Below are 26,926 nucleotides of genomic sequence, written 5' to 3'. Positions count from 1 at the left end.
TCAGCCCAAAAATAATTGATAAACGGGATTCTTGCTTTCATCCCAATAGCGGTAACCCAGGGTCGCCAAAAATTCGCGGAAAGCCTTCATTTCTTTCTTTGGAACCTGTAAACCAACTAAAGTTCTGCCGTAATCTGCACCATGGTTACGATAGTGGAACAGGCTGATGTTCCAGTTCGGTGCCATGCTGTTCAAGAAACGCCCCAAAGCACCCGGGCGTTCAGGGAATTCAAAGCGGTACAGCAATTCATCCTTGGCCAGGCTGCTCTTGCCGCCAACCAGATGGCGGATATGCAATTTAGCCAACTCATCATGCGTCAGGTCCAGGGTGGCAAAGCCGTGCTTTTCAAAATTCTTGGCAATTTTGCCAGATTCCAGCTTATCGTGTACTTGTATGCCGACAAAAATATGTGCGGCTTTTTCATCACTGATGCGGTAATTGAATTCTGTGACGTTACGCGCGCCTATCAATTCACAGAAACGGCGGAAGCTGCCGCGCTCTTCCGGTATGGTCACGGCAAATACGGCTTCACGCGCTTCACCTACTTCGGCACGCTCGGCCACAAAGCGCAAGCGGTCAAAGTTCATGTTGGCACCGCAGGCGATGGTGACCAGCGTTTCATTCTTCAGCGGCTTCTTGCTGGCCTTGGCGCGTTCTATATAGGCTTTGCAACCAGCTACGGCCAATGCACCAGCAGGCTCCAGTATGCTGCGGGTGTCCTGGAACACGTCCTTGATGGCGGCGCAGACGGCATCTGTGTCAACCGTAATCACTTCATCTACATACAGCTTGGCCAGACGGAAGGTTTCTTCGCCCACCAGCTTGACGGCTGTGCCATCTGAGAACAAGCCAACATCTGTCAGGGTCACGCGTTTGCCAGCCTTCAGGCTGCGCGCCATGGCATCTGAATCAGTCGTCTGCACACCGATGATCTTGATATCCGGGCGCACCGCCTTGACGTAAGCAGCCACGCCAGAGATCAGGCCGCCACCGCCGATGGCGACAAAGATCGCATGAATGGGTTCAGCATGCTGACGCAAGATTTCCATACCAACCGTGCCCTGGCCAGCGATAACGTCCGGGTCATCGAAAGGGTGGACAAAGGTCAGTTTGCGTTTCTTTTCCAGTTCCAGCGCATGGCCGTAAGCATCGGTGTAGGAATCACCGAACAGGACGATTTCAACCAGATCACCACCATGAGTGCGCACGGCATCAATCTTGACAGGCGGCGTGGTGGTCGGCATGACAATAACAGCCTTGCAACCCTTTTTGCTGGCACTCAGGGCCACGCCCTGGGCATGGTTACCTGCCGAGGCACAGATGACGCCGCGCTTGAGTTGCGCTGGCGTGAGATGGGCAATCTTGTTATAAGCACCGCGCAGCTTGAAGCTGAACACGCTTTGCATGTCTTCGCGTTTGAAATAAATTCGGTTATCCATGCGAGCCGACAGGCTGGTAGCGTATTCCAGCGGGGTTTCAAATGCGACGTCATAGACGCGCGCTGTCAGGATCTTCTTCAGATAATCGGTGCTCATGGATGTCTTATTTATAGTTGAATTGCTGATCTAAGCCTGATTTCAGGCTAATTTAGGGCTAACTTATAACTAAATTCGTGCTTACTGATTTCAAATTACCGGCGCCATTATAATGTATGCCTTTTACAGCCATATCAAACCACGATGATAGAAGCCGCAGTCCATTGGTTATTAAGCGTTCTGGCACTGCCTGAAATTGGTTTGAGTTCGGTATTCCTCATCAGCTTTATCTCGGCCACTTTGTTGCCATTAGGCTCAGAACCTGCCGTATTTGCCGTCATCAAGGCCAACCCGGCAATTTTTTGGCAAGTCATCATCGTCGCCACCATAGGCAATACCCTGGGTGGCATGGTCGACTATGGCATGGGGTATGCCGCCAAACAGGCCTTTGACCGTGAGCGTGAAAGCTACTGGTACCGCTGGCTACAGCATTTTGGCCCCAAGACCATGCTGCTGGCCTGGCTGCCCGGCATCGGCGACCCTATCTGTACCCTGGCGGGCTGGTTGCGCATGCCATTCTGGCCCAGTGTGTTTTACATGGCAGTGGGAAAGTGCCTGCGTTATATCGTCATCACCTGGCTGTTATTGAAAGTGCCAGAAGGCGTCTGGTCCAAGATCGCCAACTTCATCTTCTGATCAGACATGGGCAGAGGTAAATACTATGGCTGGTGGCGGCGTGCAGGTGAAGGGCTGGAAGCCGCTTTCTATCAAGAAAACTGGGCAGCGCGCATTGCCTATGCGCTGAAGCTGCAAGGTGGTTTGCACATCGACAGGCGTGATTTTTACCTGCCCCTGCCGGAAGGCTTTCACTGCAAGCTGGCTTTCATTTCAGACTTGCATGCAGGCCCGCTGACGGATGCGCGTTTGCTGGAGCAGGCATTTGCCACCATTGCTGATTTTGCACCGGATGTCATCCTGTTTGGCGGCGACTTCGTCTCGTTGCATGCCAGACATATGCGGCATCTGCGCAAGCCACTGGGTTTGCTCAATCCTGCTACCCCCAAGTTTGCCGTCATGGGTAATCACGACTTGTGGCTGGATGATGTGTATATCAGCAATTGCCTCAAGGATGCAGGTGTCCGGGTCCTGGTCAATCAAAACACACGCTTGCCTGCCCCTTTTGATGCAATTTCGATTTGCTGTTTGGATGAACCAGGTGTCGGCATGCCTGATGCAGAACAGACTTTTGCCGAGGCAAGTGATGTGCGTTTGTTGCTCATGCATTCGCCGCTGGGCCTCAAGCATGTGGCTGGGCATGATTTTCAAATTGCTTTTTGCGGCCATACCCATGGCGGGCAAATCGCCACGCCTGGTGGCAAGCCGCTGGTCTTGCCGCCAGGCTCGGGTGAGCGTCGTTTTGCACGGGGCTTGTTTGCCTTGCCAGACGGGCGTCAACTGTTGACTACCCAGGGCATAGGCATGAGTGATTTGCCTATACGCCTATTCGCACCATCGGAAGTGCATTTATGCCATTTGCATTCTGCGCTTGATGGAGTAGAACACTAATTGCGAGGAATGCGTGTGCAAATGCATTTAGAAAATAATGTATAGACAAGTTTGCTGAAAATTTTTATATCGCATGCAGGGATGTCACAATGTTTGACTATAATGCTTGCCGGAAAGAACGCATAGGCACGAAGCTTCACGACTCAAGTTTTGTATTTTCAAGATGGCTTTTTGATAAAAATACCCGCTCTTGCATGCGGCAAAGCATGCGCAATACTAGGAAATTAAGGAAATTAAATGCAAGATAATAAGCTCACAAATAAACAACCACGCCGTGGATTTTTGCAAGGACTGGTCGCAACAGCTGCAGGCGCAACCCTGGCAGTCCCCGCTCTGGCAAAACCGGCCGCTGCAGCACCAGCAGTGTTTCTGGACAGCGCCAAATGGTCACCACGCAACCGTGACCTGGTTGCCGCCCTGATTGCCAAGCATGGCAATAGCAGCAAGACCTACTCTGCCAAGCGCAAACCTTACGCCGTGTTCGACTGGGACAACACCAGCATCATGAATGACTGCGAAGAAGCCTTGCTGATGTACCAGATCAATCACCTGGCATTCAAGCTGAGCCCGCCAGAATTCTCTGCCACCATACGTCAAAATGTACCGGTTGGTAATTTCACTGCCGACTATAAAAATGCCGCTGGCAAGCAACTGGATCTGGAAAGCGTATGTACTGACCTCGACAGTGACTACGCTTATCTGCATACCAACTACAAAGGCATGGCCGGTAGCCGCAGCCTCGAAGAAATCGTCGAAACTGCACAATTCCAGGATTTCCGCGCCAAGCTCTACTTCCTGTATGAAGCCGTTAATGACACGCATGGCGTGAACGTTGGTTACCCATGGGTGATCTACTTCTTTGCCAACATGACAGTTGCCGAAGTCAGCGCACTGGCAGAAGCATCCAATGACGCCAATCTGGGCATGGGTCTGAGCAAAGTCAAATACAGCAGCCCGGCATCCCTGCCTGGTGTGGCTGGTGTCATCACGACTGCCCACTTCCACGGCATACGCCTGTGTACAGAAGTGGCGACATTGATGAACACTTTCCGTCAAAACGGTTTTGACGTCTATGTCAGCACAGCATCACTGGAAGATGTGGTTGCCGTATTCGCGACCAATCCAAAATATGGCTACCACGTACAACGTGAAAACGTCCTGGGCCTGCGTCTGGAACAAAACGGTGATGTCTACAAAAATGCCTACCGTAAAGACTGGCCTTTGAACTGGGGCCCGGGCAAGACCGTCGTCATCAAACGTGAACTGGTTGCCAAAAAAGGCTACGGCCCGGTATTTGTTGCTGGCGACAGTGATGGTGACTACGACATGCTGCGCGATTTCAAAGAAACAGAAATCGGCCTGGTCGTGAACCGCCTCAAAAAAGGCAAGATCGGTGAATTGTCCAAGGCTGCTGCTGATGCTGCCAAAGAAGCCAATCCACGCTTCCTGCTGCAAGGCCGCCAGGAATCTACGGGTAACTGGTTGCCGGTAGAGACTACCCTGAAATACGGCAAGACTGCGCCTGCATTGCTGGGTTAACTGTATTGAAACTGCGGAAGGTTGCATACTGCTTTCCGCAGATATCCTTGATAACAAGCAGCTTTCCTAATTGCGGAAATCCAGAGTAATTTTAGTCAGTCTCTTACAGTCTCTTATTTTCTTTCAGGCTGTTCTGATCAGCGTCTGGAAAATGCCATCTTGCCTGAAGACCGCACCGCTACATTGTCCCCAATAGCAATCATGTAGGTGACGTTGGCATGCGGTGCTGCGGTTTTGTCCCAATGCACACCATCGCAACTGTAGACGACTGCGTGGTCATCGGCTACAAAAACGCTTGCATAATCAACGGCCATGACTTGCCCGCCACCTGCGACCATCTGGTTGCCATGCACAGGAGTACTACCTCGGCCCCTGTATCCGATTTTCCAGCTAATGCTATCAGTGCTGTAAGCAATCACACCTTTGGTGTCTATCGCTACATACTTGCCGTTGACATATTGCATCCCAGTGATGCTATCGGTAGGAAACCCTTCATCACTGGTGATTCCTTGTGTTTGCCAGGTATTGCCGTCGCTGCTGACACTGAGCTGATTTTTACTTCCAGTGCCGTAAGTAAAGAATTTGCCATTGGCAAAGGCGACCCATGCTAATCCCATTACTTTTGTGTTAGCCAGACTGGCTGCTATATTCCAGTTCCTGCCATCGACACTCCAGATGATATTACCGTTTTCGCCGACTACTACGAACCTGCCATTACCGTAAGTAATATCTACAGGGGCAAAAACTGGTACGGCCTGCGCAGACTTGTTGATGCCATCTGAGATTAATATGTCTTCCCATTTCACGCCATCGCTGGTGACGGAGGCAATCAACTGAGTGAAATTGAGTCCTGCCTTGCCAACTTTTACAAACTTTCCACCACCATAGGCGATGTTTGGACTGTTGGTGGAGGCATTGCTTACCTTGCTCCAATTTTCACCATCTGTGCTTGCCAGGGTATCTCCATAACCCATGCCTAAAAACAAGCCATTGCCATACACAACGATACTGAAATAGGGTACGTTCTTTGCTGCATCAATTTCTGTCCAGGTGGTTCCAAACTTGTTTGTGCAGCCATAGGCCGTCACCGTACCAGTGGTAATACCCGTATTAGTACCAGTACCCGTATTAGTACCCGTATTAGTACCCGTATTAGTACCCGTATTAGTACCCGTGCTCGTGCTAGTTCCGGTACTAGTCCCAGTGTTAACAACGGCGGTATTGTTTATAGGACTGTTACCGCCACTGCCACCACCACAGGCAGATAAAAGAAGAGTCAGAGAGAGAGTTGTTGCGTGCGTTAGTTTCATATTGTTCGTGATCGGTGATTGCTTGACTTAAGCATGGTGACGATTTGTTATTTCAATCGCAGATAGCGGCAGCATTGTAACAAAATATTTCATATGCAAAAATCTGGGATTTGTCTGTTGCGCGGGATTTTTTGTCAGACTTGGCAAATTGCGCTGATGTTTTGAATGATCGCGGGCACTCAAATGTGTGATCAAATAATTCGCATCATCAGGGCTGGAGGCTGGGTTTAATTGATGCTTACCTAGGGGGTATGTGGTCAAAAAGTGTGTCTAAAGCGATGCTGGCACAAGAGCTTATAGAACTGAAAGAGAGAAGCCGTGAGCAAACGTGGCAAGTTACTCGACGTGCTGCACGGTACCGCACAAGGTTTGCATGCCGCTGGAGTAATGGATGCTACTACTATGCGCGAGTTTGATGCTCTATGCCTGCCACCAGTGCAAGAGTACACGGCCGAACAGATCAAACATCTGCGCTTGCGCGTAAAGGCTAGCCAGGCTGTGTTTGCTGCCTACCTCAACACCAGCCCTTCGACAGTGCAAAAGTGGGAGCAGGGTCAAAAACATCCTAACGGCCCTTCACTAAAGCTGCTGAATTTGGTGGACCGCAAGGGATTGGAAGTGTTGGCTTAAATTCCATTTTTTCTATTTTGTCTCAAACGATCACTGTCTGGTCTGCGGGCAGGTGTAAAATACGACAAACGATGTAAATCAAATTCTCCTGCCCAACTTTTGTACAGTTCTAATTGTGATGATTTTGTAATTTATCCACTTTTACGACATTTCTATAGGTTTTTGCCAAATTCCATTCGGAAAATTGCCACAATCACCATTCATTACCGTATAAACTTCAAGGCTGTTGGCGCGTGGTGCATCGCAATAAGTTAGAATGGACTTTTAAAAATCCGTCCAACCACGTCACTGATGAATGCTCCAGCCCAGATACAGGCCTTGCTCGCAGATGCACCCCAAGGCGCAACACCGACCCGCGTGCGGGAAATTCCCTATAACTACACCTCGTTTTCCGACCGCGAAATCGTCATCCGCCTGTTAGGTGAAGATGCATGGCAATTGCTCGATCAATTGCGCGGCAAACGCCAGACCGGGCGATCTGCGCGCATGCTGTATGAAGTGCTGGGTGATATCTGGGTCGTGCAGCGCAATCCCTATCTGCAAGACGATATGCTGGATAATCCCAAGCGCAGGCAGGATTTGATCGACGCGCTGAACCACAGGCTGGCCGAGGTAGAAAAGCGCCGCCTGAGTACCGCCAATGATGAAGATACCGAGCGCAGCAATAGCGTGGAAACCCTGGTGCAGGCTGCCCGCAAGGCGGTGGCAGCGTTTTCCAAGGATTTCCGCGACACCTATGATTTGCGCAAGAAGGCCAGCAAGCTGCTGGCGCGTTTCACCGCAAAAGACAATATCAAGTTCGATGGCCTGAGCCGTGTATCGCATGTGACTGATGCAACCGACTGGCGCGTTGAATACCCCTTCGTCGTGCTGACGCCCGACACTGAAGATGAAATGGCTGGCCTCGTCAAGAGCTGTATAGAATTGGGCCTGACCATTATCCCGCGTGGCGGTGGCACAGGTTATACCGGCGGTGCGATACCGCTGACGCCTTTGTCGGCTGTCATCAATACAGAAAAACTGGAACAACTGGGCGCAGTCGAAATGACGCGCCTGCCTGGCGTTGACCGTGATTATGCGGTTATCTATTCAGGTGCGGGTGTGGTCACCAAGCGCGTGTCGGACGCAGCTGAAAAAGCCGGTTTTGTATTTGCCGTTGACCCAACCTCTGCCGAAGCCTCATGCATAGGCGGTAACGTCGCCATGAATGCAGGTGGCAAGAAGGCGGTATTGTGGGGCACCGCGCTCGACAACCTGGCCTCATGGCGCATGGTTGATCCTAACGGTGACTGGCTGGAAGTAACAAGGCTGGAGCATAACCTCGGCAAAATCCATGATGTGGAATTGGCGAAGTTCAAACTCGAATGGACACACCCTGGCGAGAAGCAGCCGTTCAAGACCGAGCAACTCGATATCAAGGGTCGCGTCTTCCGCAAAGAAGGCCTGGGCAAGGATGTGACCGACAAGTTCCTCGCGGGTTTGCCAGGTGTGCAAAAAGAAGGTTGCGATGGTTTGATTACATCGGCCCGCTGGATCTTGCACAAGATGCCCAAGTTTGCCCGCACCGTCTGCCTGGAATTTTTTGGCCAGGCACGTGATGCGATACCAAGCATAGTAGAAATCAAGGATTACCTCGATAACGAAACCCGCAAGGGCGGCGCTATTTTGGCAGGTCTCGAACATCTGGATGAACGCTATCTGCGTGCTGTCGGCTATACGACCAAATCCAAGCGCGGCGTCTTGCCCAAGATGGCACTGTTCGGTGATATCGTCGGCGATGATGAAAACGCCGTGGCCCAGGCCGCGTCTGAAGTCATACGCATTGCCAATACCCGCGTCGGTGAAGGCTTTGTGGCCGTCAGCCCTGAGGCACGCAAGAAATTCTGGTTGGACCGTGCCAAGACGGCTGCGATTTCCAAACACACCAATGCCTTCAAGATCAATGAAGACGTGGTAATTCCGCTTAACCGCATGGGTGAATACACCGATGGCATAGAGCGCATCAACATAGAATTGTCGATACAAAACAAGCTGGCCTTGCTCGATGCCTTGAAAGCTTTCTTCGCGAAGCGCAATCTGCCGCTGGGCAAGAGTGAAGATGCTGCAGGCGATGATATCCCCGCGTCTGAATTGCTGGAAGACCGCGTCAACGAAGCCAATGTCTTGCTGCAGGCAGCAGAAGCACGCTGGACTTATTTGCTGAATAATCTCGACAAGCCACTGAGCGCAGCCAAGGCAGAATTGCTGGAGCTGGGTCTGGACAAGCTGGAATTCGTCTTCGATGAAAGAATGCAACAGCAGCCGGATGTGACTGTATTTTCCATCGTCCAAGACAGGACAGTGCGCGTATCGTGGAAGACAGAAATCCGTGCACAACTGCGTCAGATTTTCAGTGGTTCTGCCTTCAAGCTGATACTTGATGAATGCGTGGCCGTGCACAAGAAAGTCTTGCGCAGCCGTGTCTTCGTGGCTCTGCACATGCATGCCGGTGACGGCAATGTGCATACCAACTTGCCAGTCAATTCTGACGATTATGAAATGCTGCAAGTGGCGCACCATGCTGTTGCTCGCATCATGGTACTGGCCCGTTCGCTGAATGGTGTTATCTCAGGCGAGCATGGCATAGGCATCACCAAGCTGGAATTCTTGACTGAAGACGAGATCAAGGATTTCCGTTCGTATAAATTACGCATCGATCCAGAAGGCCGTTTCAACAAGGGCAAGCTGCTGAATCTGCCTGACTTTGCTGCCGACTTGCGCAATGCCTACACGCCTTCATTTGGCCTGATGGGGCATGAGTCGCTGATCATGCAGCAAAGCGATATCGGTGCGATCGCCAATAGCGTCAAGGACTGCCTGCGTTGCGGCAAATGCAAACCTGTTTGCGCCACCCATGTGCCACGCGCCAATTTGCTGTATTCGCCACGTAACAAGATTTTGGCCACTTCATTATTGGTAGAAGCCTTCCTGTATGAAGAGCAGACCCGCCGTGGCATCTCCATCAAGCATTGGGAAGAATTTGAAGATGTGGCTGACCACTGTACGGTCTGCCATAAATGCGTGACGCCCTGTCCGGTCGATATCGACTTTGGTGATGTGTCGATGAACATGCGCAATCTCTTGCGCAAGATGGACAAGAAGTCATTCAACCCTGGCACCGCATCAGCCATGTTCTTTTTAAATGCCAAAGACCCGGCCACCATCAAGGCAGCACGTCAGGTGATTTTTGGCTGGGGTGTGGCGGCACAGCGCCTCGGTAATACGGTGTTGAAAAAGCTCGCCAAGAAGCAAACCAAGGCTCCGCCTGCCAGCCTGGGCAAGCCTGTCATACGCGAGCAGGTGATCCACTTCATCAACAAGAAAATGCCGGGCAATCTGCCCAAGAAAACTGCGCGTGCCTTGCTGGATATTGAAGATGACAAGATGGTTCCCATCATCCGCAATCCGCAAACGACGACAGCAGATACTGAAGCCGTGTTTTACTTCCCTGGCTGCGGTTCAGAAAGACTGTTCTCGCAAGTTGGTCTGGCAACCCAGGCAATGCTGTGGAATGTCGGTGTACAAACCGTGCTGCCACCAGGTTACCTGTGCTGCGGTTACCCGCAACGCAGTGCCGGCCAGTTCGACAAGGCCGAGAAGATGATCACCGATAACCGCGTGCTGTTCCATCGCATGGCCAACACCCTGAACTATCTGGATATCAAGACCGTCGTGGTTTCTTGCGGCACCTGTTATGACCAGATACAGGGCTATGAATTCGATAAGATATTCCCCGGCTGCCGCATTATCGACATCCATGAATTCCTGCTGGAAAAAGACGTCAAGCTGGCGGCAGTGAACGGGACGCGTTATATGTATCATGACCCTTGCCATACACCGATGAAATTGCAGGACCCCTTGAAAACGGTGAATGCGCTGATCACCACGGTTGATGCAGTCAAGATAGAAAAGAATGATCGCTGCTGCGGTGAAGCGGGTACGCTGGCCGTATCGCGTCCTGATATCTCTACCCAGATACGCTTCCGCAAGGAAGAAGAAATGAACAAGGGGGCGGACAAACTGCGGGCTGACGGCTTTACCGGCGACGTCAAAATCCTGACATCCTGCCCGGCCTGTTTGCAAGGCTTGACGCGCTACGATGAAGATTCTGGCACGACCGCAGACTATATCGTCGTCGAAATGGCCAAGCATATCCTGGGACCAAACTGGATGCCGGAATATGTCGCCAAAGCCAATAACGGTGGTATAGAAAGGGTGCTGGTGTAATGAGCATTGCGTGTGAATTATGTAATGCCAGTGCTGGCGATATCCTCGTCAGCACAGATCAGTTACGCATCATCCTGGTTGATGATGCCAACTACCCCGGTTTTTGCCGCGTCATCTGGAATGCGCATGTGAAGGAAATGACTGATCTGTCCGAGGCAGACAGGAATACTTTCATGCAGGCAGTCTGGAAGGTCGAAGCGGCTATACGTGCAGTCATGCAGCCGCACAAGATGAATGTCGCCAGCCTGGGTAATATGGTGCCGCATCTGCACTGGCATCTGATCCCGCGCTACACCGATGATGCGCATTTCCCTAACCCGATCTGGGCGGCTGCGCGCAGCGATGCGGTTGAGCAACCTGCACTGGATGCGCGTCGCAACTTGTTGCCGCAATTAAGGCAAACCATTATTTCGAATTTCGCATCATGAGCATAGGTAACCCACAACCAACGTCCCTGAATGCCCGCACCCAATCGCGGGTGCTTGAAGTCGCTTTTGATGATGGCAAGGAGTTTTCCTTGCCGTTTGAATTACTGCGGGTGTCTTCGCCATCTGCCGAAGTGCGTGGCCATGGGCCGGGGCAGGAGACGCTGCAAACCGGCAAGCGCGATGTCGGCATTGTTGGCATAGAACCAGTCGGTAATTATGCGATCAAGCCCATCTTTTCTGACCAGCATACCTCAGGGATTTTTACCTGGGATTATCTGCATTGGCTGGGTGAAAACCAGGCTCAGGTCTGGCAGGAATATCTGGAGAAATTGCAGGCGGCGGGGTTTGCGGGAGAGACGGGGCGGGATGCGCCTATGCCGGTGAAAGGTGGGGGGAGTTGTGGGACTAAGCATTGAGGGCACGTCGATCTCATGTCTCAGATTTAGACCGGCACTACCACCTTTTGATAAACCATACTCATATTAACGTCATTCCTGCGCAGGCAGGAATCTAGTGGCGTTCGTAGTATGCCGTGTAGTTTATTAATCTCAGAATCGTGCGATTTTACGAGTCGATTTTATCGATGATTGCATTCGTTAATTTACGATTGCAGGTTGGTAGAACGTAGGTTGGGCTACGCCTCATCAGCCCAACACTCAGCCTTCGATTAACGCACAGTTAAAAAAATGAAACGATATTTCTGAATTCGCTTTTTAGCTCCCTGTATATGTTATTTAAGATCGCAGGCCGGTGGTAGACCGGCGGCTACATACCTTTTTGTTCGCCAAAAAGGTATGCCAAAAAGGCGACCCAGGCGTCGTCGCCCCTTCGGGGTTCCCGTTTGTGCGGTACAAAAAATGGGAAATGCCCGAAACTCGCTTCCCTTGCAGGGCGCACAATCGCTTGCAAGCGATTGCCGTTACGCAGGCGAAGTGCATGCACTTCGAAGCCCCTGCTACACGTCAAACAGCGGTCCTTCTTAATCCATTTTCTGTACCGCACAAACGGCGTCGACACATGGGAACTGCGGAAAGTCAAAAGCAACATCAGCTTCAAAATCCACATCAACACCAACTTCAAAACCGACGCTAATATGTGTGCTGCTGAGTAGCGTGTGCCCAGCTTGGTCGCCTACTCCAAATCCGCTCTATCAAGATAAATCGTCCCCTTCACACCAGCCCGTTTATCCACCTTACCCTGCAAGACCTGCAAAAACTCCCCATCACTCACAGCCTGCAATCCCGTCTTCTTCACCACCACATCAGCCCTCGCCGTAGCCGCAGGCACACTGATCGCCAGCACATGATCAAAGTCAGGGCGGCTATCAATTTCCTTCAACAGAAAGCGTTGCGAGCCATTACCTATCTGATGATAAACAGCCTGATTGTTGTTACGCATTTGCGGCGATAACTGGCGGAAGATCAGGGTCTTTTCCACGACGACAGCCACATCCTTGTACTCGACCTTGCCACCCTGTTCAAAATGACCAAGTACGATATTGGCCTTGAACTGTTTCAGTGGTGTTTTGCTGTCTGCAGCCAGTCTGGCAATTTCGAATTGTTCTGGTTCCATGCTCCACAAGACCAGTTTTTGTTCCAGCCTGGCTTTGATTGCAGCATCCAGCTTTTGATCAAGACAGCGTATCTGCAAGACGACCTGATAATCATGCGGCGTATGGAACATGGGCAGGTGCGAGACATACATGCCTTCGCTGTTGCCGAATAAAAGCATGCCGTGTACGCCCCAGGTAGGGCCGTGTTTGTTTTCGGCGTGGGCGTTGAAGATGAAGCAAAAGCTGAACAGGAATAAAGATAATAAACGTCTCATTGCTTCACACCTTCACCAGCAATTTACCGCGATGTTCGCCGGTGAATAAAGAATTCAAGGCGCTTGGCAATTGTTCAAAGCCGTCGATGATGGTTTCTTCAAACACCAGCTCACCTGCCTTGACCCAGGGTGAGACGATGGCCAGCATTTCATCCATGCGGTGCAGGTAATCGCGCGCCAGTATGCCTTGTATGGTGGCGCGCTGGTAGAGCATGTGTTGCAACAGGCGCGGGCCCATTTCTGGCACGTCGAGGCCGCCGTTGTACTGGCTGATCTGGCCGCAGACGATAATGCGGGCGCGGCGTTTGATGATGGGGAGGATGGCATCGGTGACCATGCCGCCTACATTATCGAAATACACATCGACACCGCCTGTTAGCTTGAATATTTCCTGGCCCAATGTCTCGTCATTGTTAAACGCTTTGTAATCAATTGCCCAATCTGCTCCGAGCTTGTCTGTCAGCCACGCACATTTTTCTGCGCCACCGGCGATACCCAATACTTTTGCGCCATGGCGTTTGGCGAATTGTACGACCAATGAACCAACTGCACCGGCTGCACCGGATACCACGACTACTTCACCGGCATGTGGTTTGCCTGCCTCGGTCAGGCCAAACCAGGCGGTGCGACCCGGCATGCCGAGTACGCCCAGCGCTGTGGAGACTGGGGCAATGGTCGGGTCGATTTTGGTCAGCGCGCTGACATGCACGCGCGCATGGCTTTGCCAGCCTGTCATGCCAAATACCCAGTCACCAGCTTTGAGGCTGGCGGCATTCGATGCCAGCACCTGGCCGACTACCCCAGCGACCTGCACGGTATTGAGCGGATGCGGTTCCGGGTTATAGGTGGGTTTGGATGACTGGTTGATGCGCATGTAGGGGTCAACGCTGATATAGCTGGCGGCTATCAATACCTCATCACGGTCCAGCGAGGTATCCAGGGGCTGGCTGCGCAATTCATAGTGTTCATCGCTGACTATGCCAGTTGGATGGCGGCTGTATATCCATTGCTGGTGTACGACATTTTCAGTGTTGGTCATGGTGAGTTCAGAGATAGAAGTAGATGAAAGTAGATGAGAAAAGGAGATGCTTACATCTTAGAACTGATAAAATGTCTCGTAAAGCAATATAAATTCACTTTTAATGTCCAAATTGGAAATTTAATTAAAAAACTTAAGTAATATGAATCTGATAGACCTGAAAATCTTTGCCTGTGTAGCAAGGCAACCTTCACTAGGAATGGCAGCGCAGGAATTGCATCTGACACCATCGGCAGTGTCGAAAGCCTTGCGCAGGCTGGAGGGCGATCTGGATACGGTCTTGTTTGATCGTTCTGCGAAGCAACTCAGCCTGAATGCCAGTGGCCAGCGCATGCTGGAATTTGCCCGCAATATGCTGGCCATGGCAGATCAGGCCAAGGCAGATGTCAGTGGTGAGCAAGCCAGCGTCGGTTGTCGCGTTGCCGGGCCAGCTATTTTGCTGTGGCGGCATGCAGAACAGTTCAGGCAAGCTATGGCAAACTATCCTGAAGCAGAAATACACCTGACCAGCATGTATGAAGACGAAGCCCTGGCCGCACTGGAGCGCGGTGAGGTCAATAATGCGCTGGTGACCAGTGAGGTCTTGCATGGGCGCGGCGGCCATTGGTCGGCAAACTGGGTCAGTACGCCTTTGGGGGCATTGCATCTGCAACTACTGGCTGGCTTGCAGCATCCACTGGTAACTGAAAGACCCGATGCCAGTGATGGCAATCAGCCCCTGCAGATCAGTAGCCAGCAGGCGCTGGAATATGATTTTGTCAGCCCTTCGCGCTCATTATTTTGCGGCAAACAGCGTGGCAATTTGTCAGATGGCTGGCGCGATGATCAGTTACCGCGCAAAATACGCTACTGGATAGACGATTTGCAATTATTGCTGTCCATGGTCAAATCGGGGCAGGCACTGGCTTATTTGCCAGATTTTGCCCTGACAGATACAGAATTGCGCAGACTGGAGGTGATTGACTGCGGTTTTCAATGCAGTGAAGAAGTCCATCTGGTCTGGAACGAAAAAAACGCTGCACGATGGCAAACTGAACTGGCCAGTAAGCTGGCGGTACATGCTGGCGCAATTTGATTTTGTCAGGTGGCACTGAGTGAAGCAAAGAAATGAAGCAAATAAGTGAAGCAAAGAATTAGGCAGAGACTGTAGCTGCGAATAGGCTACAATCCGTTACATAGCGAATTTGGCAGGGGCGGGGCAATATGACCGTACAGTGAGGGTGAATTGACGAACCTGCCCTTTTGGTAAAGATAAGGCTAAGAAAATGAGTAATACCACCCATTTTGGTTATGAAACCGTAGAAGAAGACCAGAAAGTCCATAAGGTCGCCGAGGTTTTTCATTCTGTCGCCGCCAAATATGATGTCATGAATGACATGATGTCGGCTGGCTTGCACAGGGTCTGGAAGATCTTCACTGTTGCCCAGGCTGGTGTGCGCCCTGGCTTCAAGGTGCTCGATATTGCTGGTGGTACGGGTGATTTGACCAAGGAATTCACGCGTCAGGCGGGCAAGACCGGTGAAGTCTGGCATACCGATATTAACGAGTCCATGCTCAGGGTAGGGCGTGACCGCCTCTTGAATAAGGGCTTGATCACCCCCACTTTACTATGTGACGCAGAAAAATTACCTTTCCAGGATAATTACTTTGACAGAGTGACCGTGGCGTTTGGTTTGCGCAATATGACGCACAAGGATCAGGCACTGGCAGAAATGCAACGTGTACTGAAGCCGGGTGGCAAATTGCTGGTGCTGGAATTTTCCAAAGTACCGGAAATCCTGCAAAAACCTTATGACCTGTATTCTTTCAAGGTCTTGCCCTGGATGGGGCAAAAGATAGCTGGCGATGCTGACAGTTATAAGTATCTGGCTGAATCCATACGTATGCATCCTGATCAGGAAACCCTGAAAACGATGATGGAAACAGCAGGGCTGGACAGTGTGCAATATTTTAATTTGACGGCAGGTGTGGCCGCTTTACACACCGGTATCAAGTACTGACAACTTAAGTACTGAAGTAAATAAGCTTGAAGTAAACCTTGAAACAAACAGGAGTCGAATGATGAAAAAGTTTCTGATCGCCATGCTGGTCGTAGCAAGTACGATGGCAATGACAGTGTCTGACGCAGAAGCCAAGCGTCTTGGTGGTGGCGGCTCTATAGGTCGTCAGTCTAACAATGTGACGCGCCAGGCTACGCCGCCGTCACCAGCCAATGCGGCCAAACCAGCAGCGGCGCCTGCGCCTGCTGCCGGTGCGCCTGCAGTAGCCCCACCTAAACCAGGTATCCCCTGGAAGGGTATTGCCGGTGGTTTGATCGGTGGTGCCTTGCTGGGTGCAGCCTTGTCGCATTTTGGCCTGGGTGGCGCAGCTGCCAGCATGCTGGGTAGTTTGCTGACCTTTGTCTTGATAGGCTTTGCGATTTTCTTCGTGATCCGCTTGTTCCGTAACAAGAATGGTCAGAGTGCTGGTAGTAGCTTAGGTAACAGTTTTAATCAGCCAGCGTTTGCCGGCGCAGCAACACTTTCGCCTTTAACACCGCAACCTATGGCTTTCCAAAACAATGCCCCGGCTTCTTCAGGCGGCAATGCTGACACCAATGCCAACTGGACTATTCCGGCTGACTTTGATGTGCCAGGCTTCCTGCGTAATGCAAAAAGCTATTTCATCCGCCTGCAAGCGGCATGGGACAAGGCTGACATCAATGATTTGCGTGAATTCACGACAGCAGAAATGTATGCTGAACTGAAACTGCAAATCCAGGAACGTGGTGCATCTTCCAATGTCACCGATGTCGTAACCTTGAATGCAGATATGCTGGGTGTAGAAACCGTGGGTGCTGATTATCTGGCCAGTATCAAGTTCACAGGCATGATCAAGGAAGCTGCCAATGCGCCTGCAGAAGCTTTCAATGAAGTTTGGAATTTGTCCAAGCCAGTCAATGGTCAGGGTGGTTGGGTATTGGCCGGTATCCAACAAATGTAATGACGGACTCACGCAAAACCGCTCCAGCGGCCTTACAGCGCCTAGCCGTACGAAGTACTGTCGTCGTCGCTGTAACATTGCTGGAATAATTTTGCGAGAGTCCTTAAAGTTTGATACGTCGCAGGTATGTCCATTGCGATAAGCTGTTAAACTGGAACCGCCCTGCAATTGCTGGGCGGTTTTTTATTTTGCAGGACTATTTTGGCATGCGTGTTGAGATGCCCAGGTATTTTGCAACAGCCCTGATTTGAACATGATCCCCTCCGCACCTTTTGTAACTTTTATCAATCATCTGCTGGCACAAGAAAGCTGGGCTAAAAACAAGCTCTTGCCGCATGCCGGTAAAATTGCCTGTATAGACTTGCAAACCATGCAGTTGCGCCTCAAAGTTGCGCCAGATGGCTTGCTGGAAAGCGCCGCTGCCGACGAGCTGGCACAAGTCGCCATCTACGTCAAACTCAGCGATTTACCGCTGATCGCACAAAACCGTGATCGTGCCTTTTCCTATGTCAAAATAGAAGGGGATGCAGATTTTGCCAATACCATCTCCAACCTTAGCCAGAACCTGCGCTGGGAAGCGGAAGAAGATTTGAGCAAGCTGTTTGGTGACGTTGCGGCGGTGCGCATGGTGGGCTTTGCCAAAGGCTTGCATAAGACGGCGCTGGAAACCCATCAAAAAATCCAGGAAAACCTGGCTGAATATTTTTTAGAAGAAAACCCCATGCTGGTCAGACCCCAGGCCGTGCAGGGCTTTAGTACCGAAGTCAATAAGACGCGGGATGATGTCGAGCGTCTTATCAAGCGCATCGAAAAACTGGAAAGGATGCGCGGATGATATTGAAGTTTCTCAGGCTGGCGAAAATCATACGTATCGCCATCAAATATGGCATTGATGAAATCGCGATTTCTGGTCTGTCCGTGCCACGCACTGCGCGCCTGATTGATACCGTCATATTCTGGCGTGATATCTCGGCACCACGTGGTGAGCGCCTGCGCAAGGCGCTGGAAGAACTGGGCCCCATCTTCGTCAAGTTCGGCCAGGTATTATCAACCCGGCGAGACCTCATGCCGCCAGACATTGCCGATGAGCTGGCACACCTGCAAGACCGCGTACCCTCATTCGACCCTGATCTGGCGATAGCACAGATCAAGAAATCCCTGGGCTCACATCCTGACCAGTTGTTTGCCAGTTTTGAGCGTGTGCCCGTCGCTTCAGCCTCCATCGCCCAGGTGCATTTCGCCACATTGAAGGATGGCCGCGAAGTTGCCGTCAAGGTGCTGCGTCCTGGCATGAAAGAAGCCATTGATGATGACGTCGCCCTCATGCAGATTGCCGCAGGCTGGCTGGAGGCACTGTGGGCAGATGGCAAGCGTTTGAAGGCCAAGGAAGTAGTGGCCGAGTTTGACAAATATTTGCACGATGAACTTGACCTCATGCGCGAAGCTGCCAATGGCAGCCAGTTGCGCCGCAATTTTGCTGATTCGGATCTGCTGCTGGTGCCAGAGATGTATTGGGATTATTGCTCGTCCTCAGTCATCGTCATGGAACGCATGCAGGGCATACCGATTTCGCAGCTGGATAAATTGCGTGAAGCCGGTGTTGATTTGCAAAAGCTGTCGCGCGATGGCGTGACCATCTTCTTTACCCAGGTGTTTCGCGATGGCTTTTTCCATGCCGACATGCACCCCGGTAATATCCTGGTATCGACCGCGCCAGCGACACTGGGCCGTTATATCGCGCTGGACTTTGGTATCGTCGGTACGCTCAATGATTTCGACAAGGATTATCTGTCGCAAAACTTTCTGGCTTTCTTCCAGCGTGACTACAAGCGCGTGGCAGAGGCGCATATAGAATCCGGCTGGGCACCCAAAGAGACGCGCGTGGATGAACTTGAGGCAGCAGTGCGCGCCTGTTGTGAACCCATCTTTGACCGCCCTTTGAAAGACATTTCTTTTGGCCAGGTCTTGCTGCGTCTGTTCCAGACTTCACGTCGTTTCAATGTGGAAGTGCAACCGCAACTGGTGCTGCTGCAAAAGACTTTGTTGAATATCGAAGGCCTGGGTCGTCAGCTGGACCCTGATCTCGATTTATGGAAAACCGCCAAACCGTATCTGGAACGCTGGATGAGCGAGCAGGTAGGCTGGCGCGGTTTGATAGAAAAACTCAAGGCCGAGGCACCGCGCTATAGTCACATCTTCCCGCAATTGCCACGCCTTGCGCACCAGGCGCTGACACGCGCAGCCGAGCCCCGGCATAGCGATGACATGTTGATGGCGCTGTTGTCAGAGCAAAGACGCACCAACCGCCTGTTACGCACTATCGTGTATTTTGGCGCGGGCTTGTTCTCTGGTATCGTAGTGGCCCAATTGCTGCTGCATTTTCATTTCAAAGTGTGACGGACGTATCAGCATGGCTGATTTCCTGAATCGTGATCCACGCAATCCGCAATTCTGGGATGAACGTTTTGAAAAAAACTTCATTCCCTGGGATAAGGGTAATGTCCCGGCAGACTTGCAAACCTTCATGCAAGCAAGATTGCAGACAACATCGCAAGCCACACAGCAAACACTGAATACCCTCATCCCCGGTTGCGGCAACGGTTATGAAGCAGCATTCCTGGCACAGGCAGGCTGGCCAGTTGTAGCTATCGATTTTTCCCCTGCTGCCGTGCGCAGCGCGCAGGCGGCGATAGGTGAGTGGGGCAAGCATGTCATCGAGGCGGATTTTTTTGCCTACACTCCTGCACAACCGCTGGGCCTGATTTATGAACGCGCCTTCTTTTGCGCCCTGCCTCCTGCGATGCGGGCAGATATTGTCAAACGCTGGGCGGCATTGTTGCCAGCAGATGCTTTGCTGGCCGGTTATTTTTTCTTTGATGATGCGCCAGATGCCTCGCTCAAAGGGCCTCCGTTTACCATACACAGCGCCGCATTTCGTGAATTGATGGTGCCGTATTTTGACTTGCTTGAAGAATGGGCTGTCAGTGATTCCATACCCGTGTTTGCGGGTAAGGAATGGTGGCAGGTTTGGCGGCGATTGTAACTTCGTTACGATGGTTGGGCTCGCGGTGTAGGTTGGGCTACGGTTTACCAGCCCAACACTGGGCGTTTAAAGCACGTATGCGTTTATGATAAGCCCTTCGCCAACGCAACGCCCGATGTTGAAATAACGCGTATGTTTATCATAAGCCCAGTGTTGGGCTGGTGAAGCGTAGCCCAACCTACGAAGTTAATAGGGTCCCGCCCAGTCTACGATCCCCACAGGCACACCCCTTGCTTGCCATTCCCTCACACTGACCACGTCATAAGCCGGTCACCTCCGTGCTTCACTCTCCCTCATGGCTTACGCCTCTTGAAAGGGAACAGGATGAACAAAACAGTCACATTGGCATTACAAGGTGGTGGTTCGCATGGCGCACTGACTTGGGGCGTACTGGATCGCCTGCTTGAAGATGGGCGCGTCAGTATAGAAGCGATCAGCGGTTCCAGTGCAGGTGCCATGAATGCCGTGGCATTGGCGCATGGCTATCTGCAGGGTGGGGCAGATGGTGCCAGGCAGGCGCTGAAAAATTTCTGGGATAGCGTCGCCAGTAATTCTCCGTTTAGCCAGCCTTTGGATGAACATGCGCCGACGGCTGATATTGCCGCGCAATCTGAATTACCTGCTGCCATGAAGCATTTGTTTTCCTGGACGCGTTTTTTTTCACCGAGCCAGCTCAATCCCTTCGACATCAATCCCTTGCGCGATATTTTGGCGGCACAGATAGACTTTGAGCGCTTGCGCCAGCAACCGGGCATAGAACTCTTCATCGCCACTACCCAGGTCAGTACTGGCACGCTAAAATTGTTTCGCAACCGCCAGATGAGCCTGGATGTCTTGCTGGCTTCAGCCTGTCTGCCTATGGTGCACAGGGCAGTCGAGATAGATGGTGAGGCGTATTGGGATGGCGGCCTGACAGCCAACCCACCTTTATTCCCATTGGTGCATAAATGCAATGCGCACGACATTATCGCCATCCTGTTGCATGCCCAGCCCAGGGCACAAGTCCCCTCATCTGCCAGTGAAATCTGGCAGCGCCTGACCGAGATGGGTTTCAGCTCCACCTTCCATACTGAATTGCAGGGTTTGCTGCTGGCCAAGCGCGAAGCTGACCGGGGCTGGTTGACCTGGGGCAGGCTGGAACGCCGCTTGCGCAAATTGAACCTGCATGTGATTGCCGCGCCTGAACTTATGAGCCAGTTGAGTAGTCACAGCAAGATGAATGCGCAGGCAACATTTTTACATAGTCTGCATGCAGAGGGACGTGCCCGGGCGCAAGTATGGCTGGACCAGCATTTTGAGCAACTGGGTCACGCATCCAGTTTCAGGATGGCGCATCTGTTTCGCTAGCAGGTTTTTGTATATCGGTATGGACTAGTGTTACCATCATCAGGTTTTCACTGGCATTCACAGACATATATAAACAGACATGCGCCTCTTCAAGTCCGCTTCCGACCTTACGCATTTAAACGGCATTCCGCTACAGGCAGATGCCGTCCAGACGCTGCTTAGCGCAGCAGACTATCGCACGACTTTGCTGGCAAAAATTGCCGCTGCCAGGCACAGGATTTATTTGTGCAGCCTGTATCTGCAAAATGATGAAGCAGGGGTAGAAATCCTGCAGGCCTTGTATGCCGCCAAAGCCGCCCGTCCTGAACTCGACATCGCCGTCATGGTCGATTGGCATCGGGCACAACGGGGTTTGATTGGTGCCGCAAAAAGCGGTGGCAATGCGGCCTGGTATCAAGAGATCAGCAAAGCCAACGCCTATACCGTGCCCCTGTATGGCATACCAGTGCAGACGCGTGAATTGTTTGGTGTCCTCCATCTGAAAGGCTTTGTTATCGATGATGAAGTCATCTACAGCGGTGCCAGCCTGAACAATGTTTATTTGCACAAGCAGGATAAATACCGCCATGACCGCTACCTGCTGATACACAATAAAGTGCTGGCCAACAGCATGGTGCAATTCATCCGTGAGCACTTGTTATCAGCCGCCGCCGTGCACAGGCTGGACATGCCTCAGATACCCGCAACCCGCAGTATACGCCGCGAAATCAAGCAATTCAGAAGCCGCCTGAAAAGTGCCCGCTATGACTGCAATGTGGTCGAGCAAGAACATGACAGGCATGGCCTGAGCGTGACACCGCTGGTGGGCGTGGGCAAAAACAATCCTTTGAATAAAGTCATCTGCCAGCTGCTGGCTGCGAGCAAGACGCAGATCACTATCTGCACGCCTTATTTTAATTTCCCGCTCGCTGTCACGCGTGAAATCAATCGCGCGCTGAAGCGCGGCGTGCGTATCTGCATCATCGTTGGCGACAAGACTGCCAATGACTTCTTCATCCCGCCAGAGGAGCCTTTCAAAGTCATTGCAGCCCTGCCTTATCTGTACGAGGTTAACTTGCGCCGCTTTGCCAAATCCCATCAGGCAGATATCAGCAGCGGGCAATTGCAATTGCGCCTGTGGAAGGACGACGACAATACCTATCACTTGAAAGGCATGTGGATAGACCAGGATTATGCGCTCATGACAGGCAATAACCTGAACCCGCGTGCCTTCCGCTTGGATCTGGAAAACGCTTTGCTGATCCATGATCCGCAACATGAATTGCAGCAGCAAAGACAGGATGAGTTGGATAGCATCATGGAGAAGACGACGGTCATTTCACATTACCGTGAGCTGGAAAAGAATACGGATTATCCTGATCCTGTGCGCAAGTTGCTGGGACGGCTTAGTGGTACGCGGCTGGACAGGCTGGCGTACAGGGTTTTGTAGAAAAATTTATTTCAAGATACGCGCCGGGTTCTTTTATTCTCTTTGTTCTCCTCTGTGACATCTCTGTGTCTCCGTGTCTCTGTGTTGAGAGGTCTTAGCTGTTTTTATCGAGGAAATATGTTCGGCCAGATACTATAGAAAAAACAAAACAGGAGACCGCATGAACACGGCACTACTACTGCCACTGATAGGCATACCCCTGGTCGTCATCGGCTTTGCCCTGCGTTTCAACCCCTTGCTGGTCGTCACCGTTGCCGGTCTCGGTACAGGCTTCGCCGTCGGCATGGATTTCATGAGCCTGCTGGAAACATTTGGTGAAAAATTCCTGAACAGCAGGCAACTCACCAGTTCATTATTGATCTTGCCCATCATAGGCTTGCTTGAACACTATGGCTTGCGTGAGCGTGCCCAGCAGTGGGTGGCGAGCATACGCAGTGCAACTACGGGCCGTATCCTGATGCTGTATTTTGTTGTACGTGAAGCCAGTGCCGCCATGGGTTTGCTGAGCCTGGGCGGGCAGGCGCAAACTGTGCGACCTTTGCTGTCACCGATGGCAGAAGGTGCCGCCAGTAATTTACATGGCGACTTGCCACCTGCCATACGCGACCGCATTGCTGCCCATGCCGCAGCCTGCGACAATGTCGCACTATTCTTTGGGGAAGATATTTTCATTGCCTTTGGTGCTGTGCTGCTGATGACTGCTTTTCTCAAGGAAAATGGTATCCATGGTGTTGAACCACTGGCGATAGGTATCTGGGGTATCCCAACGGCGCTGTGCGCCTTGCTGATACACCTGTTCCGCCTGTCGCGGCTGGATGCCAGTATTGCCAAAGACATTGCAGCCTGGCAGAAGACCAATCAGCCTAATCAGGCAGACCAGACAAATGCGGTGGTGAACGCATGAACAGCCTGGTCAGCCTTAATCTGGTGCTTTATCTCATCGGCACCATCGTCATGCTGCTGGCTTTCATGACCTTGCGCGATACCAGCAACCCGCGCCGCATCACCACTGCCTTGTTCTGGTTTCTGTTTGGCTTCAGCTTTTTGTTTGGTGACCTCATGCTGGCCACACTGGGAAAGCCGCTGGCTTATCGTATTGTTGGCATTACAGTTTTGTTGATGGCCGTGCTGGCAGGAGCGAATTTACTGGGTATGGGCAAGCACGTGGATCATGACAGGCCAGCGCGTTTGCAAATCGCCAGCAAGCTCGGCAACCGTATCTTTATCCCGGCGCTGACTATCCCCATCGTTACTGTCATGTTGACGGTGGTGGTGAAAGACTTTCAGATTGGTAGCTGGTTTTTGCTGGACCAAAAGAACCTGACCCTGACCGCGCTATGCATAGCCTGTATCTGCGCGCTGGGCATGGCTTGCCTGTACACCCGTGGCACGCCTATGCAAGCCGTACGTGAGTCGCGACGCCTGGTGGACGCTATAGGCTGGGCACTTATCCTGCCGCAAATGCTGGCCATGCTGGGTGGCGTGTTTGTTGCCGCCAAGACCGGGCAAGCTATACAGGATATCGTCAAACTCTTCATCAACCCCGACAGTCGCCTGACCCTGATCATCATGTATTGCACAGGCATGGCCTTGTTCACCATGATCATGGGCAATGCTTTTGCGGCTTTCCCTGTCATGACTGCCGGTATTGCCTTGCCATTCCTGATCAACCAGCATCATGCCAACCCTGCCGCGCTGGTGGCGATAGGCATGTTCTCTGGCTATTGCGGCACCCTGATGACACCGATGGCCGCCAACTTCAATATCGTGCCCGCAGCCTTATTGGAGTTGCAAGATAAGTATCAAGTGATTAAAGTGCAGATACCGACAGCGCTGCTGGTGCTGGCCTGCAATATCCTGTTGATACACTTCTTTGTCTTTCCCTGAGTTGCCCGGAGGCTGGCATGAAACGCATTTTACTGACGGGATTTGATCCCTTTGGCGGCGAGCAAAGCAATCCCTCCTGGGAAGTGGTACGCAGGCTCGATGGCTTGCTCATCGGTGACAATCACCAGATCGTCAGCGCCCGCTTGCCCTGCGAATTTACGAATTCACTGCATATACTGGAAGCTGCGCTAAGGCAACATCATCCCGCTATCGTGATTTGCCTGGGCCAGGCCGGTGGCCGTGCCGACATCAGCCTGGAACGCATTGCCATCAATGTCGATGATGCCCGCATACCCGACAATGTCGGCGTGCAACCTGTGGACGTGCCTGTTATAGAGGGTGGCCCTGCGGCCTATTTCACCAGCCTGCCTATCAAGGCAATAGCCCAGGAATTACACCAGAGTGGCATACCCGCATCGGTATCACAAACCGCTGGCACCTTTGTCTGCAACCATGTGTTTTACGGTCTCATGCATCTGGCAAGCAGGGCAGACAGTGGCATACAAAGAGCAGGCTTCATCCATATCCCCTATTTGCCGGAACAGGCAGTGGCACATACAGGTGCCGCCAGCATGCCGCTGGAGATGTTGAAGACAGCGATCTTGAAAGTGCTGGAAAGTGTATTGAAGACCGACAAGGATTTACGCATTGCCGGCGGGGCGACTCATTGAGCGGATATATAGTTCTTTACTTGCCTGCCCCAAAGCCTGGTTGACCGTGCGGGCCAAAGCAGGCAAAGGCTTTCGTGCCAGGATGAAACAGGAAAGGACACTCATCATCAAGCAAAAGGAAGTCTGCCCAGTGACGCGTGAATATGCCCATACTGGTCATATAGATGCTGTCCTTCGCGAGCACAAAATAAATTCTCCGATCTGCATCCAGCTTGAAATGCTGATTCAGAAATGTAGCGACTTCTGCAGTTTTTGTAGCGATGGCGGGTTTGGAATCATTCAGCCAATCTGGTCCAGGAATGTCCGGCCTTAGCCAATGGTCTGTTGGCAATAACATGGGATGACGCTCGTTAGCCTGTGGCGATACATGTTTTTCCCAAAAAGCCCGGGCGACTTCTTTGCCAAGTACGAGGATCTGCTCTTTGTCACTGGCTGACATCGTGCAATCTTCATCGAAAAAGGGCCAATCTTTTTTTGCGGTGACCTGGCGATAAAGTGCAGAGTTCATATCCTGTAAAACCCTTTTCAGAGATTGCTTGGGTAAAAGCACAAGCCAGAAACGATGACTTCCACACCCTTGCCAATTGCAGCAAACTTGCCATCAATCTCATCCGATGACAGTGCCAAAAATTCTGGACCGGCTCGCAAGTAGATATCAATGATTTGTGTATCACTATCAACCGGGATGATGCTGATTACTTTGCCTTTCAGGACAATGGCAGCATCTATACCTGGCGCTGCATGAATGCTTGATTGTTCATTGCTGAAATCCTCAAGCTCACGCCAACTGAGCACGCGCTCAAAGGACATTTCGGTGCAACGACTTTTGTTGAGCAATGGTTGAAGAGAGGTTCTGCTTCCAAAAACGAGTGCATCAAACTCATGATCGTCGTGGCGCACGCGGGCATGGCAACAGTCTCCCTGCTCCTTGCCAAGATTCAGAATGATGATAGACATTTATTGGATGCTGAGGCGTTCAATTTGCTAAAGTCGGGGACTTGATTCTTCCCGCTTCGCAACTGATGGCGCGTGACTAGCCTTGTGAAATAAAAAGGCAATGTAGCAGATGGATATTATGCTGGCAATGGATGGCGCAAGACTAACCCAACGGCTCGCGATGAGCCGCTAATTGAAATCACATTCGCCTTAACGGAGTTTCGGCGTGTCGGACTGTTTTCCCTGCAAACCTTCTGCTTCCAGATTCTTGTCTGCCTCAGTGTCAACGCAGATCTGGGTATCGTTCACAGATTTATTTTTAGATTTGGCAGTTGCATCAGCCTTGTCTGCAGGCAAGTTTTTATCCAATTTTTTGACCAGTACTTCAGCCGCAGGTGCGTAGGGGCGGAAATAGGAAATCAATTGGGCATCCAGATTGGATACTGCCAAGGGTGCAGCACTGGCGACCAGCATGGTGCCCAGGGCGCAGCTGGCAAGTCCCAGTTTGACCAGCAAGTTCAGTCTCGTTTTCATTTTTTATCCCTTTTTA

General features: G+C 51.7%; 25 protein-coding genes. 18 read left to right on the top strand and 7 right to left on the bottom strand.

The genetic code is table 11. The annotated features are described in order from the left end of the window. Complete coding sequence (gene ilvA / locus ACO0LD_RS17920; RefSeq protein ID WP_423009282.1) at positions 1–1,551, bottom strand: threonine ammonia-lyase, biosynthetic; 1,551 nt, start codon at positions 1,549–1,551, stop codon at positions 1–3. A 129-nt stretch (positions 1,552–1,680) separates the two neighbouring features. On the opposite strand from ilvA, the gene ACO0LD_RS17915 reads away from it, so the two are divergent. The 3 genes from ACO0LD_RS17915 to ACO0LD_RS17905 all read left to right on the top strand — a co-directional run bounded on the left by ACO0LD_RS17915 (position 1,681) and on the right by ACO0LD_RS17905 (position 4,581). After that, positions 1,681–2,172 (top strand): YqaA family protein, encoded by a 492-nt coding sequence (locus tag ACO0LD_RS17915; RefSeq protein WP_423009220.1) that lies wholly within the window; start codon positions 1,681–1,683, stop codon positions 2,170–2,172. 6 nt (positions 2,173–2,178) lie between these two features. Beyond that, positions 2,179–3,042 carry a metallophosphoesterase gene (locus ACO0LD_RS17910; RefSeq protein WP_423009218.1) on the top strand — a complete coding sequence of 288 codons (864 nt, stop codon included), beginning with the start codon at positions 2,179–2,181 and terminating at the stop codon, positions 3,040–3,042. A 237-nt stretch (positions 3,043–3,279) separates the two neighbouring features. Beyond that, positions 3,280–4,581: an HAD family hydrolase gene (locus ACO0LD_RS17905; protein ID WP_423009216.1), complete on the top strand. Its 1,302-nt coding sequence runs from the start codon at positions 3,280–3,282 to the stop codon at positions 4,579–4,581. Positions 4,582–4,718: 137 nt separating this feature from the next. On the opposite strand, the gene ACO0LD_RS17900 is transcribed toward ACO0LD_RS17905, so the two are convergent. Beyond that, a complete protein-coding gene (locus tag ACO0LD_RS17900; RefSeq protein WP_423009214.1) occupies positions 4,719–5,891 on the bottom strand; it encodes a hypothetical protein in 1,173 nt (390 codons plus the stop codon). Positions 5,892–6,209: 318 nt separating this feature from the next. Here ACO0LD_RS17900 and ACO0LD_RS17895 point away from each other — a divergent pair, with 318 nt between their 5' ends. The 4 genes from ACO0LD_RS17895 to ACO0LD_RS17880 all read left to right on the top strand — a co-directional run bounded on the left by ACO0LD_RS17895 (position 6,210) and on the right by ACO0LD_RS17880 (position 11,631). Continuing rightward, a complete protein-coding gene (locus ACO0LD_RS17895) occupies positions 6,210–6,521 on the top strand; it encodes a helix-turn-helix domain-containing protein (protein WP_423009211.1) in 312 nt (103 codons plus the stop codon). A gap of 291 nt (positions 6,522–6,812) precedes the next feature. Continuing rightward, positions 6,813–10,787, top strand: a complete 3,975-nt coding sequence (locus tag ACO0LD_RS17890; protein WP_423009209.1) for a DUF3683 domain-containing protein — start codon at positions 6,813–6,815, stop codon at positions 10,785–10,787. Continuing rightward, on the top strand, positions 10,787–11,215 hold the full coding sequence (locus tag ACO0LD_RS17885) for an HIT family protein (RefSeq protein WP_423009207.1): 429 nt from the start codon (positions 10,787–10,789) through the stop codon (positions 11,213–11,215). The genes ACO0LD_RS17890 and ACO0LD_RS17885 overlap by 1 nt, the downstream gene beginning before the upstream one ends. Further along, the gene (locus tag ACO0LD_RS17880) at positions 11,212–11,631 is read left to right on the top strand and encodes a gamma-butyrobetaine hydroxylase-like domain-containing protein (RefSeq protein ID WP_423009205.1); all 420 of its coding nucleotides are present in this window, start codon (positions 11,212–11,214) and stop codon (positions 11,629–11,631) included. Before ACO0LD_RS17885 ends, ACO0LD_RS17880 begins: the two co-directional genes overlap by 4 nt. A 715-nt stretch (positions 11,632–12,346) precedes the next feature. Here the strand turns inward: ACO0LD_RS17880 and ACO0LD_RS17875 are convergent. Further along, positions 12,347–13,042 carry a hypothetical protein gene (locus ACO0LD_RS17875; protein WP_423009203.1) on the bottom strand — a complete coding sequence of 232 codons (696 nt, stop codon included), beginning with the start codon at positions 13,040–13,042 and terminating at the stop codon, positions 12,347–12,349. 4 nt (positions 13,043–13,046) lie between these two features. After that, complete coding sequence (locus tag ACO0LD_RS17870) at positions 13,047–14,081, bottom strand: NADP-dependent oxidoreductase (protein ID WP_423009201.1); 1,035 nt, start codon at positions 14,079–14,081, stop codon at positions 13,047–13,049. A gap of 142 nt (positions 14,082–14,223) precedes the next feature. On the opposite strand from ACO0LD_RS17870, the gene ACO0LD_RS17865 reads away from it, so the two are divergent. The 11 genes from ACO0LD_RS17865 to pcp all read left to right on the top strand — a co-directional run bounded on the left by ACO0LD_RS17865 (position 14,224) and on the right by pcp (position 25,440). Then, a complete protein-coding gene (locus ACO0LD_RS17865; RefSeq protein ID WP_423009199.1) occupies positions 14,224–15,156 on the top strand; it encodes a LysR family transcriptional regulator in 933 nt (310 codons plus the stop codon). A gap of 190 nt (positions 15,157–15,346) precedes the next feature. After that, a complete protein-coding gene (gene ubiE, locus ACO0LD_RS17860; RefSeq protein ID WP_423009196.1) occupies positions 15,347–16,081 on the top strand; it encodes a bifunctional demethylmenaquinone methyltransferase/2-methoxy-6-polyprenyl-1,4-benzoquinol methylase UbiE in 735 nt (244 codons plus the stop codon). 58 nt (positions 16,082–16,139) lie between these two features. After that, a complete protein-coding gene (locus ACO0LD_RS17855) occupies positions 16,140–17,063 on the top strand; it encodes a Tim44 domain-containing protein (RefSeq protein ID WP_423009194.1) in 924 nt (307 codons plus the stop codon). 253 nt (positions 17,064–17,316) lie between these two features. Continuing rightward, the gene (locus ACO0LD_RS17850) at positions 17,317–17,898 is read left to right on the top strand and encodes a ubiquinone biosynthesis accessory factor UbiJ (RefSeq protein WP_423009192.1); all 582 of its coding nucleotides are present in this window, start codon (positions 17,317–17,319) and stop codon (positions 17,896–17,898) included. Beyond that, on the top strand, positions 17,895–19,460 hold the full coding sequence (ubiB, locus tag ACO0LD_RS17845) for a ubiquinone biosynthesis regulatory protein kinase UbiB (protein WP_423009190.1): 1,566 nt from the start codon (positions 17,895–17,897) through the stop codon (positions 19,458–19,460). The genes ACO0LD_RS17850 and ubiB overlap by 4 nt, the downstream gene beginning before the upstream one ends. 13 nt (positions 19,461–19,473) lie before the next feature. Continuing rightward, entirely contained in the window at positions 19,474–20,106 is a 633-nt protein-coding gene (locus ACO0LD_RS17840) for a methyltransferase domain-containing protein (RefSeq protein WP_423009188.1), read from the top strand. 324 nt (positions 20,107–20,430) lie between these two features. Further along, positions 20,431–21,453: a patatin-like phospholipase family protein gene (locus ACO0LD_RS17835; RefSeq protein WP_423009186.1), complete on the top strand. Its 1,023-nt coding sequence runs from the start codon at positions 20,431–20,433 to the stop codon at positions 21,451–21,453. Between the two features lie 79 nt (positions 21,454–21,532). Further along, positions 21,533–22,882, top strand: a complete 1,350-nt coding sequence (pssA, locus tag ACO0LD_RS17830) for a CDP-diacylglycerol--serine O-phosphatidyltransferase (RefSeq protein ID WP_423009184.1) — start codon at positions 21,533–21,535, stop codon at positions 22,880–22,882. 160 nt (positions 22,883–23,042) lie between these two features. After that, a complete protein-coding gene (locus ACO0LD_RS17825) occupies positions 23,043–23,786 on the top strand; it encodes a DUF969 domain-containing protein (protein ID WP_423009182.1) in 744 nt (247 codons plus the stop codon). Continuing rightward, positions 23,783–24,769, top strand: coding sequence for a DUF979 domain-containing protein (locus tag ACO0LD_RS17820; protein ID WP_423009180.1), 987 nt, complete (start codon positions 23,783–23,785; stop codon positions 24,767–24,769). The genes ACO0LD_RS17825 and ACO0LD_RS17820 overlap by 4 nt, the downstream gene beginning before the upstream one ends. 17 nt (positions 24,770–24,786) lie before the next feature. Further along, entirely contained in the window at positions 24,787–25,440 is a 654-nt protein-coding gene (pcp, locus tag ACO0LD_RS17815; protein WP_423009178.1) for a pyroglutamyl-peptidase I, read from the top strand. 16 nt (positions 25,441–25,456) lie between these two features. Here the strand turns inward: pcp and ACO0LD_RS17810 are convergent, their stop codons facing one another. From ACO0LD_RS17810 to ACO0LD_RS17800, 3 genes are all read right to left on the bottom strand, one after another. Continuing rightward, complete coding sequence (locus ACO0LD_RS17810) at positions 25,457–25,948, bottom strand: DUF2947 family protein (RefSeq protein WP_423009176.1); 492 nt, start codon at positions 25,946–25,948, stop codon at positions 25,457–25,459. Positions 25,949–25,965: 17 nt separating this feature from the next. Continuing rightward, entirely contained in the window at positions 25,966–26,397 is a 432-nt protein-coding gene (locus tag ACO0LD_RS17805) for a hypothetical protein (RefSeq protein ID WP_423009174.1), read from the bottom strand. A 189-nt stretch (positions 26,398–26,586) separates the two neighbouring features. After that, on the bottom strand, positions 26,587–26,910 hold the full coding sequence (locus ACO0LD_RS17800; protein WP_423009172.1) for a hypothetical protein: 324 nt from the start codon (positions 26,908–26,910) through the stop codon (positions 26,587–26,589). Positions 26,911–26,926: the final 16 nt, after the last annotated feature.

The sequence above is a fragment of the Undibacterium sp. Ji83W genome (genome assembly GCF_049340385.1).
Classification (GTDB): Bacteria; Pseudomonadota; Gammaproteobacteria; order Burkholderiales; family Burkholderiaceae_D; genus Undibacterium.
Note: the sequence above shows the minus strand (reverse complement) of the source record. Positions and strands in the feature narration are given on the sequence as shown.

Excerpts from the sequence above, each read along its gene's own strand:
- ACO0LD_RS17915 (WP_423009220.1), top strand. The coding sequence starts at position 1,681 with ATGATAGAAGCCGCAGTCCATTGGTTATTAAGCGTTCTGGCACTGCCT.
- ACO0LD_RS17910 (WP_423009218.1), top strand. The coding sequence starts at position 2,179 with ATGGGCAGAGGTAAATACTATGGCTGGTGGCGGCGTGCAGGTGAAGGG.
- ACO0LD_RS17905 (WP_423009216.1), top strand. The coding sequence starts at position 3,280 with ATGCAAGATAATAAGCTCACAAATAAACAACCACGCCGTGGATTTTTG.
- ACO0LD_RS17900 (WP_423009214.1), bottom strand. The coding sequence starts at position 5,891 with ATGAAACTAACGCACGCAACAACTCTCTCTCTGACTCTTCTTTTATCT.
- ACO0LD_RS17890 (WP_423009209.1), top strand. The coding sequence starts at position 6,813 with ATGAATGCTCCAGCCCAGATACAGGCCTTGCTCGCAGATGCACCCCAA.
- ACO0LD_RS17885 (WP_423009207.1), top strand. The coding sequence starts at position 10,787 with ATGAGCATTGCGTGTGAATTATGTAATGCCAGTGCTGGCGATATCCTC.
- ACO0LD_RS17880 (WP_423009205.1), top strand. The coding sequence starts at position 11,212 with ATGAGCATAGGTAACCCACAACCAACGTCCCTGAATGCCCGCACCCAA.
- ACO0LD_RS17875 (WP_423009203.1), bottom strand. The coding sequence starts at position 13,042 with ATGAGACGTTTATTATCTTTATTCCTGTTCAGCTTTTGCTTCATCTTC.
- ACO0LD_RS17870 (WP_423009201.1), bottom strand. The coding sequence starts at position 14,081 with ATGACCAACACTGAAAATGTCGTACACCAGCAATGGATATACAGCCGC.
- ACO0LD_RS17865 (WP_423009199.1), top strand. The coding sequence starts at position 14,224 with ATGAATCTGATAGACCTGAAAATCTTTGCCTGTGTAGCAAGGCAACCT.
- ubiE (WP_423009196.1), top strand. The coding sequence starts at position 15,347 with ATGAGTAATACCACCCATTTTGGTTATGAAACCGTAGAAGAAGACCAG.
- ACO0LD_RS17855 (WP_423009194.1), top strand. The coding sequence starts at position 16,140 with ATGATGAAAAAGTTTCTGATCGCCATGCTGGTCGTAGCAAGTACGATG.
- ACO0LD_RS17850 (WP_423009192.1), top strand. The coding sequence starts at position 17,317 with ATGATCCCCTCCGCACCTTTTGTAACTTTTATCAATCATCTGCTGGCA.
- ubiB (WP_423009190.1), top strand. The coding sequence starts at position 17,895 with ATGATATTGAAGTTTCTCAGGCTGGCGAAAATCATACGTATCGCCATC.
- ACO0LD_RS17840 (WP_423009188.1), top strand. The coding sequence starts at position 19,474 with ATGGCTGATTTCCTGAATCGTGATCCACGCAATCCGCAATTCTGGGAT.
- ACO0LD_RS17835 (WP_423009186.1), top strand. The coding sequence starts at position 20,431 with ATGAACAAAACAGTCACATTGGCATTACAAGGTGGTGGTTCGCATGGC.
- pssA (WP_423009184.1), top strand. The coding sequence starts at position 21,533 with ATGCGCCTCTTCAAGTCCGCTTCCGACCTTACGCATTTAAACGGCATT.
- ACO0LD_RS17825 (WP_423009182.1), top strand. The coding sequence starts at position 23,043 with ATGAACACGGCACTACTACTGCCACTGATAGGCATACCCCTGGTCGTC.
- ACO0LD_RS17820 (WP_423009180.1), top strand. The coding sequence starts at position 23,783 with ATGAACAGCCTGGTCAGCCTTAATCTGGTGCTTTATCTCATCGGCACC.
- pcp (WP_423009178.1), top strand. The coding sequence starts at position 24,787 with ATGAAACGCATTTTACTGACGGGATTTGATCCCTTTGGCGGCGAGCAA.
- ACO0LD_RS17810 (WP_423009176.1), bottom strand. The coding sequence starts at position 25,948 with ATGAACTCTGCACTTTATCGCCAGGTCACCGCAAAAAAAGATTGGCCC.
- ACO0LD_RS17805 (WP_423009174.1), bottom strand. The coding sequence starts at position 26,397 with ATGTCTATCATCATTCTGAATCTTGGCAAGGAGCAGGGAGACTGTTGC.
- ACO0LD_RS17800 (WP_423009172.1), bottom strand. The coding sequence starts at position 26,910 with ATGAAAACGAGACTGAACTTGCTGGTCAAACTGGGACTTGCCAGCTGC.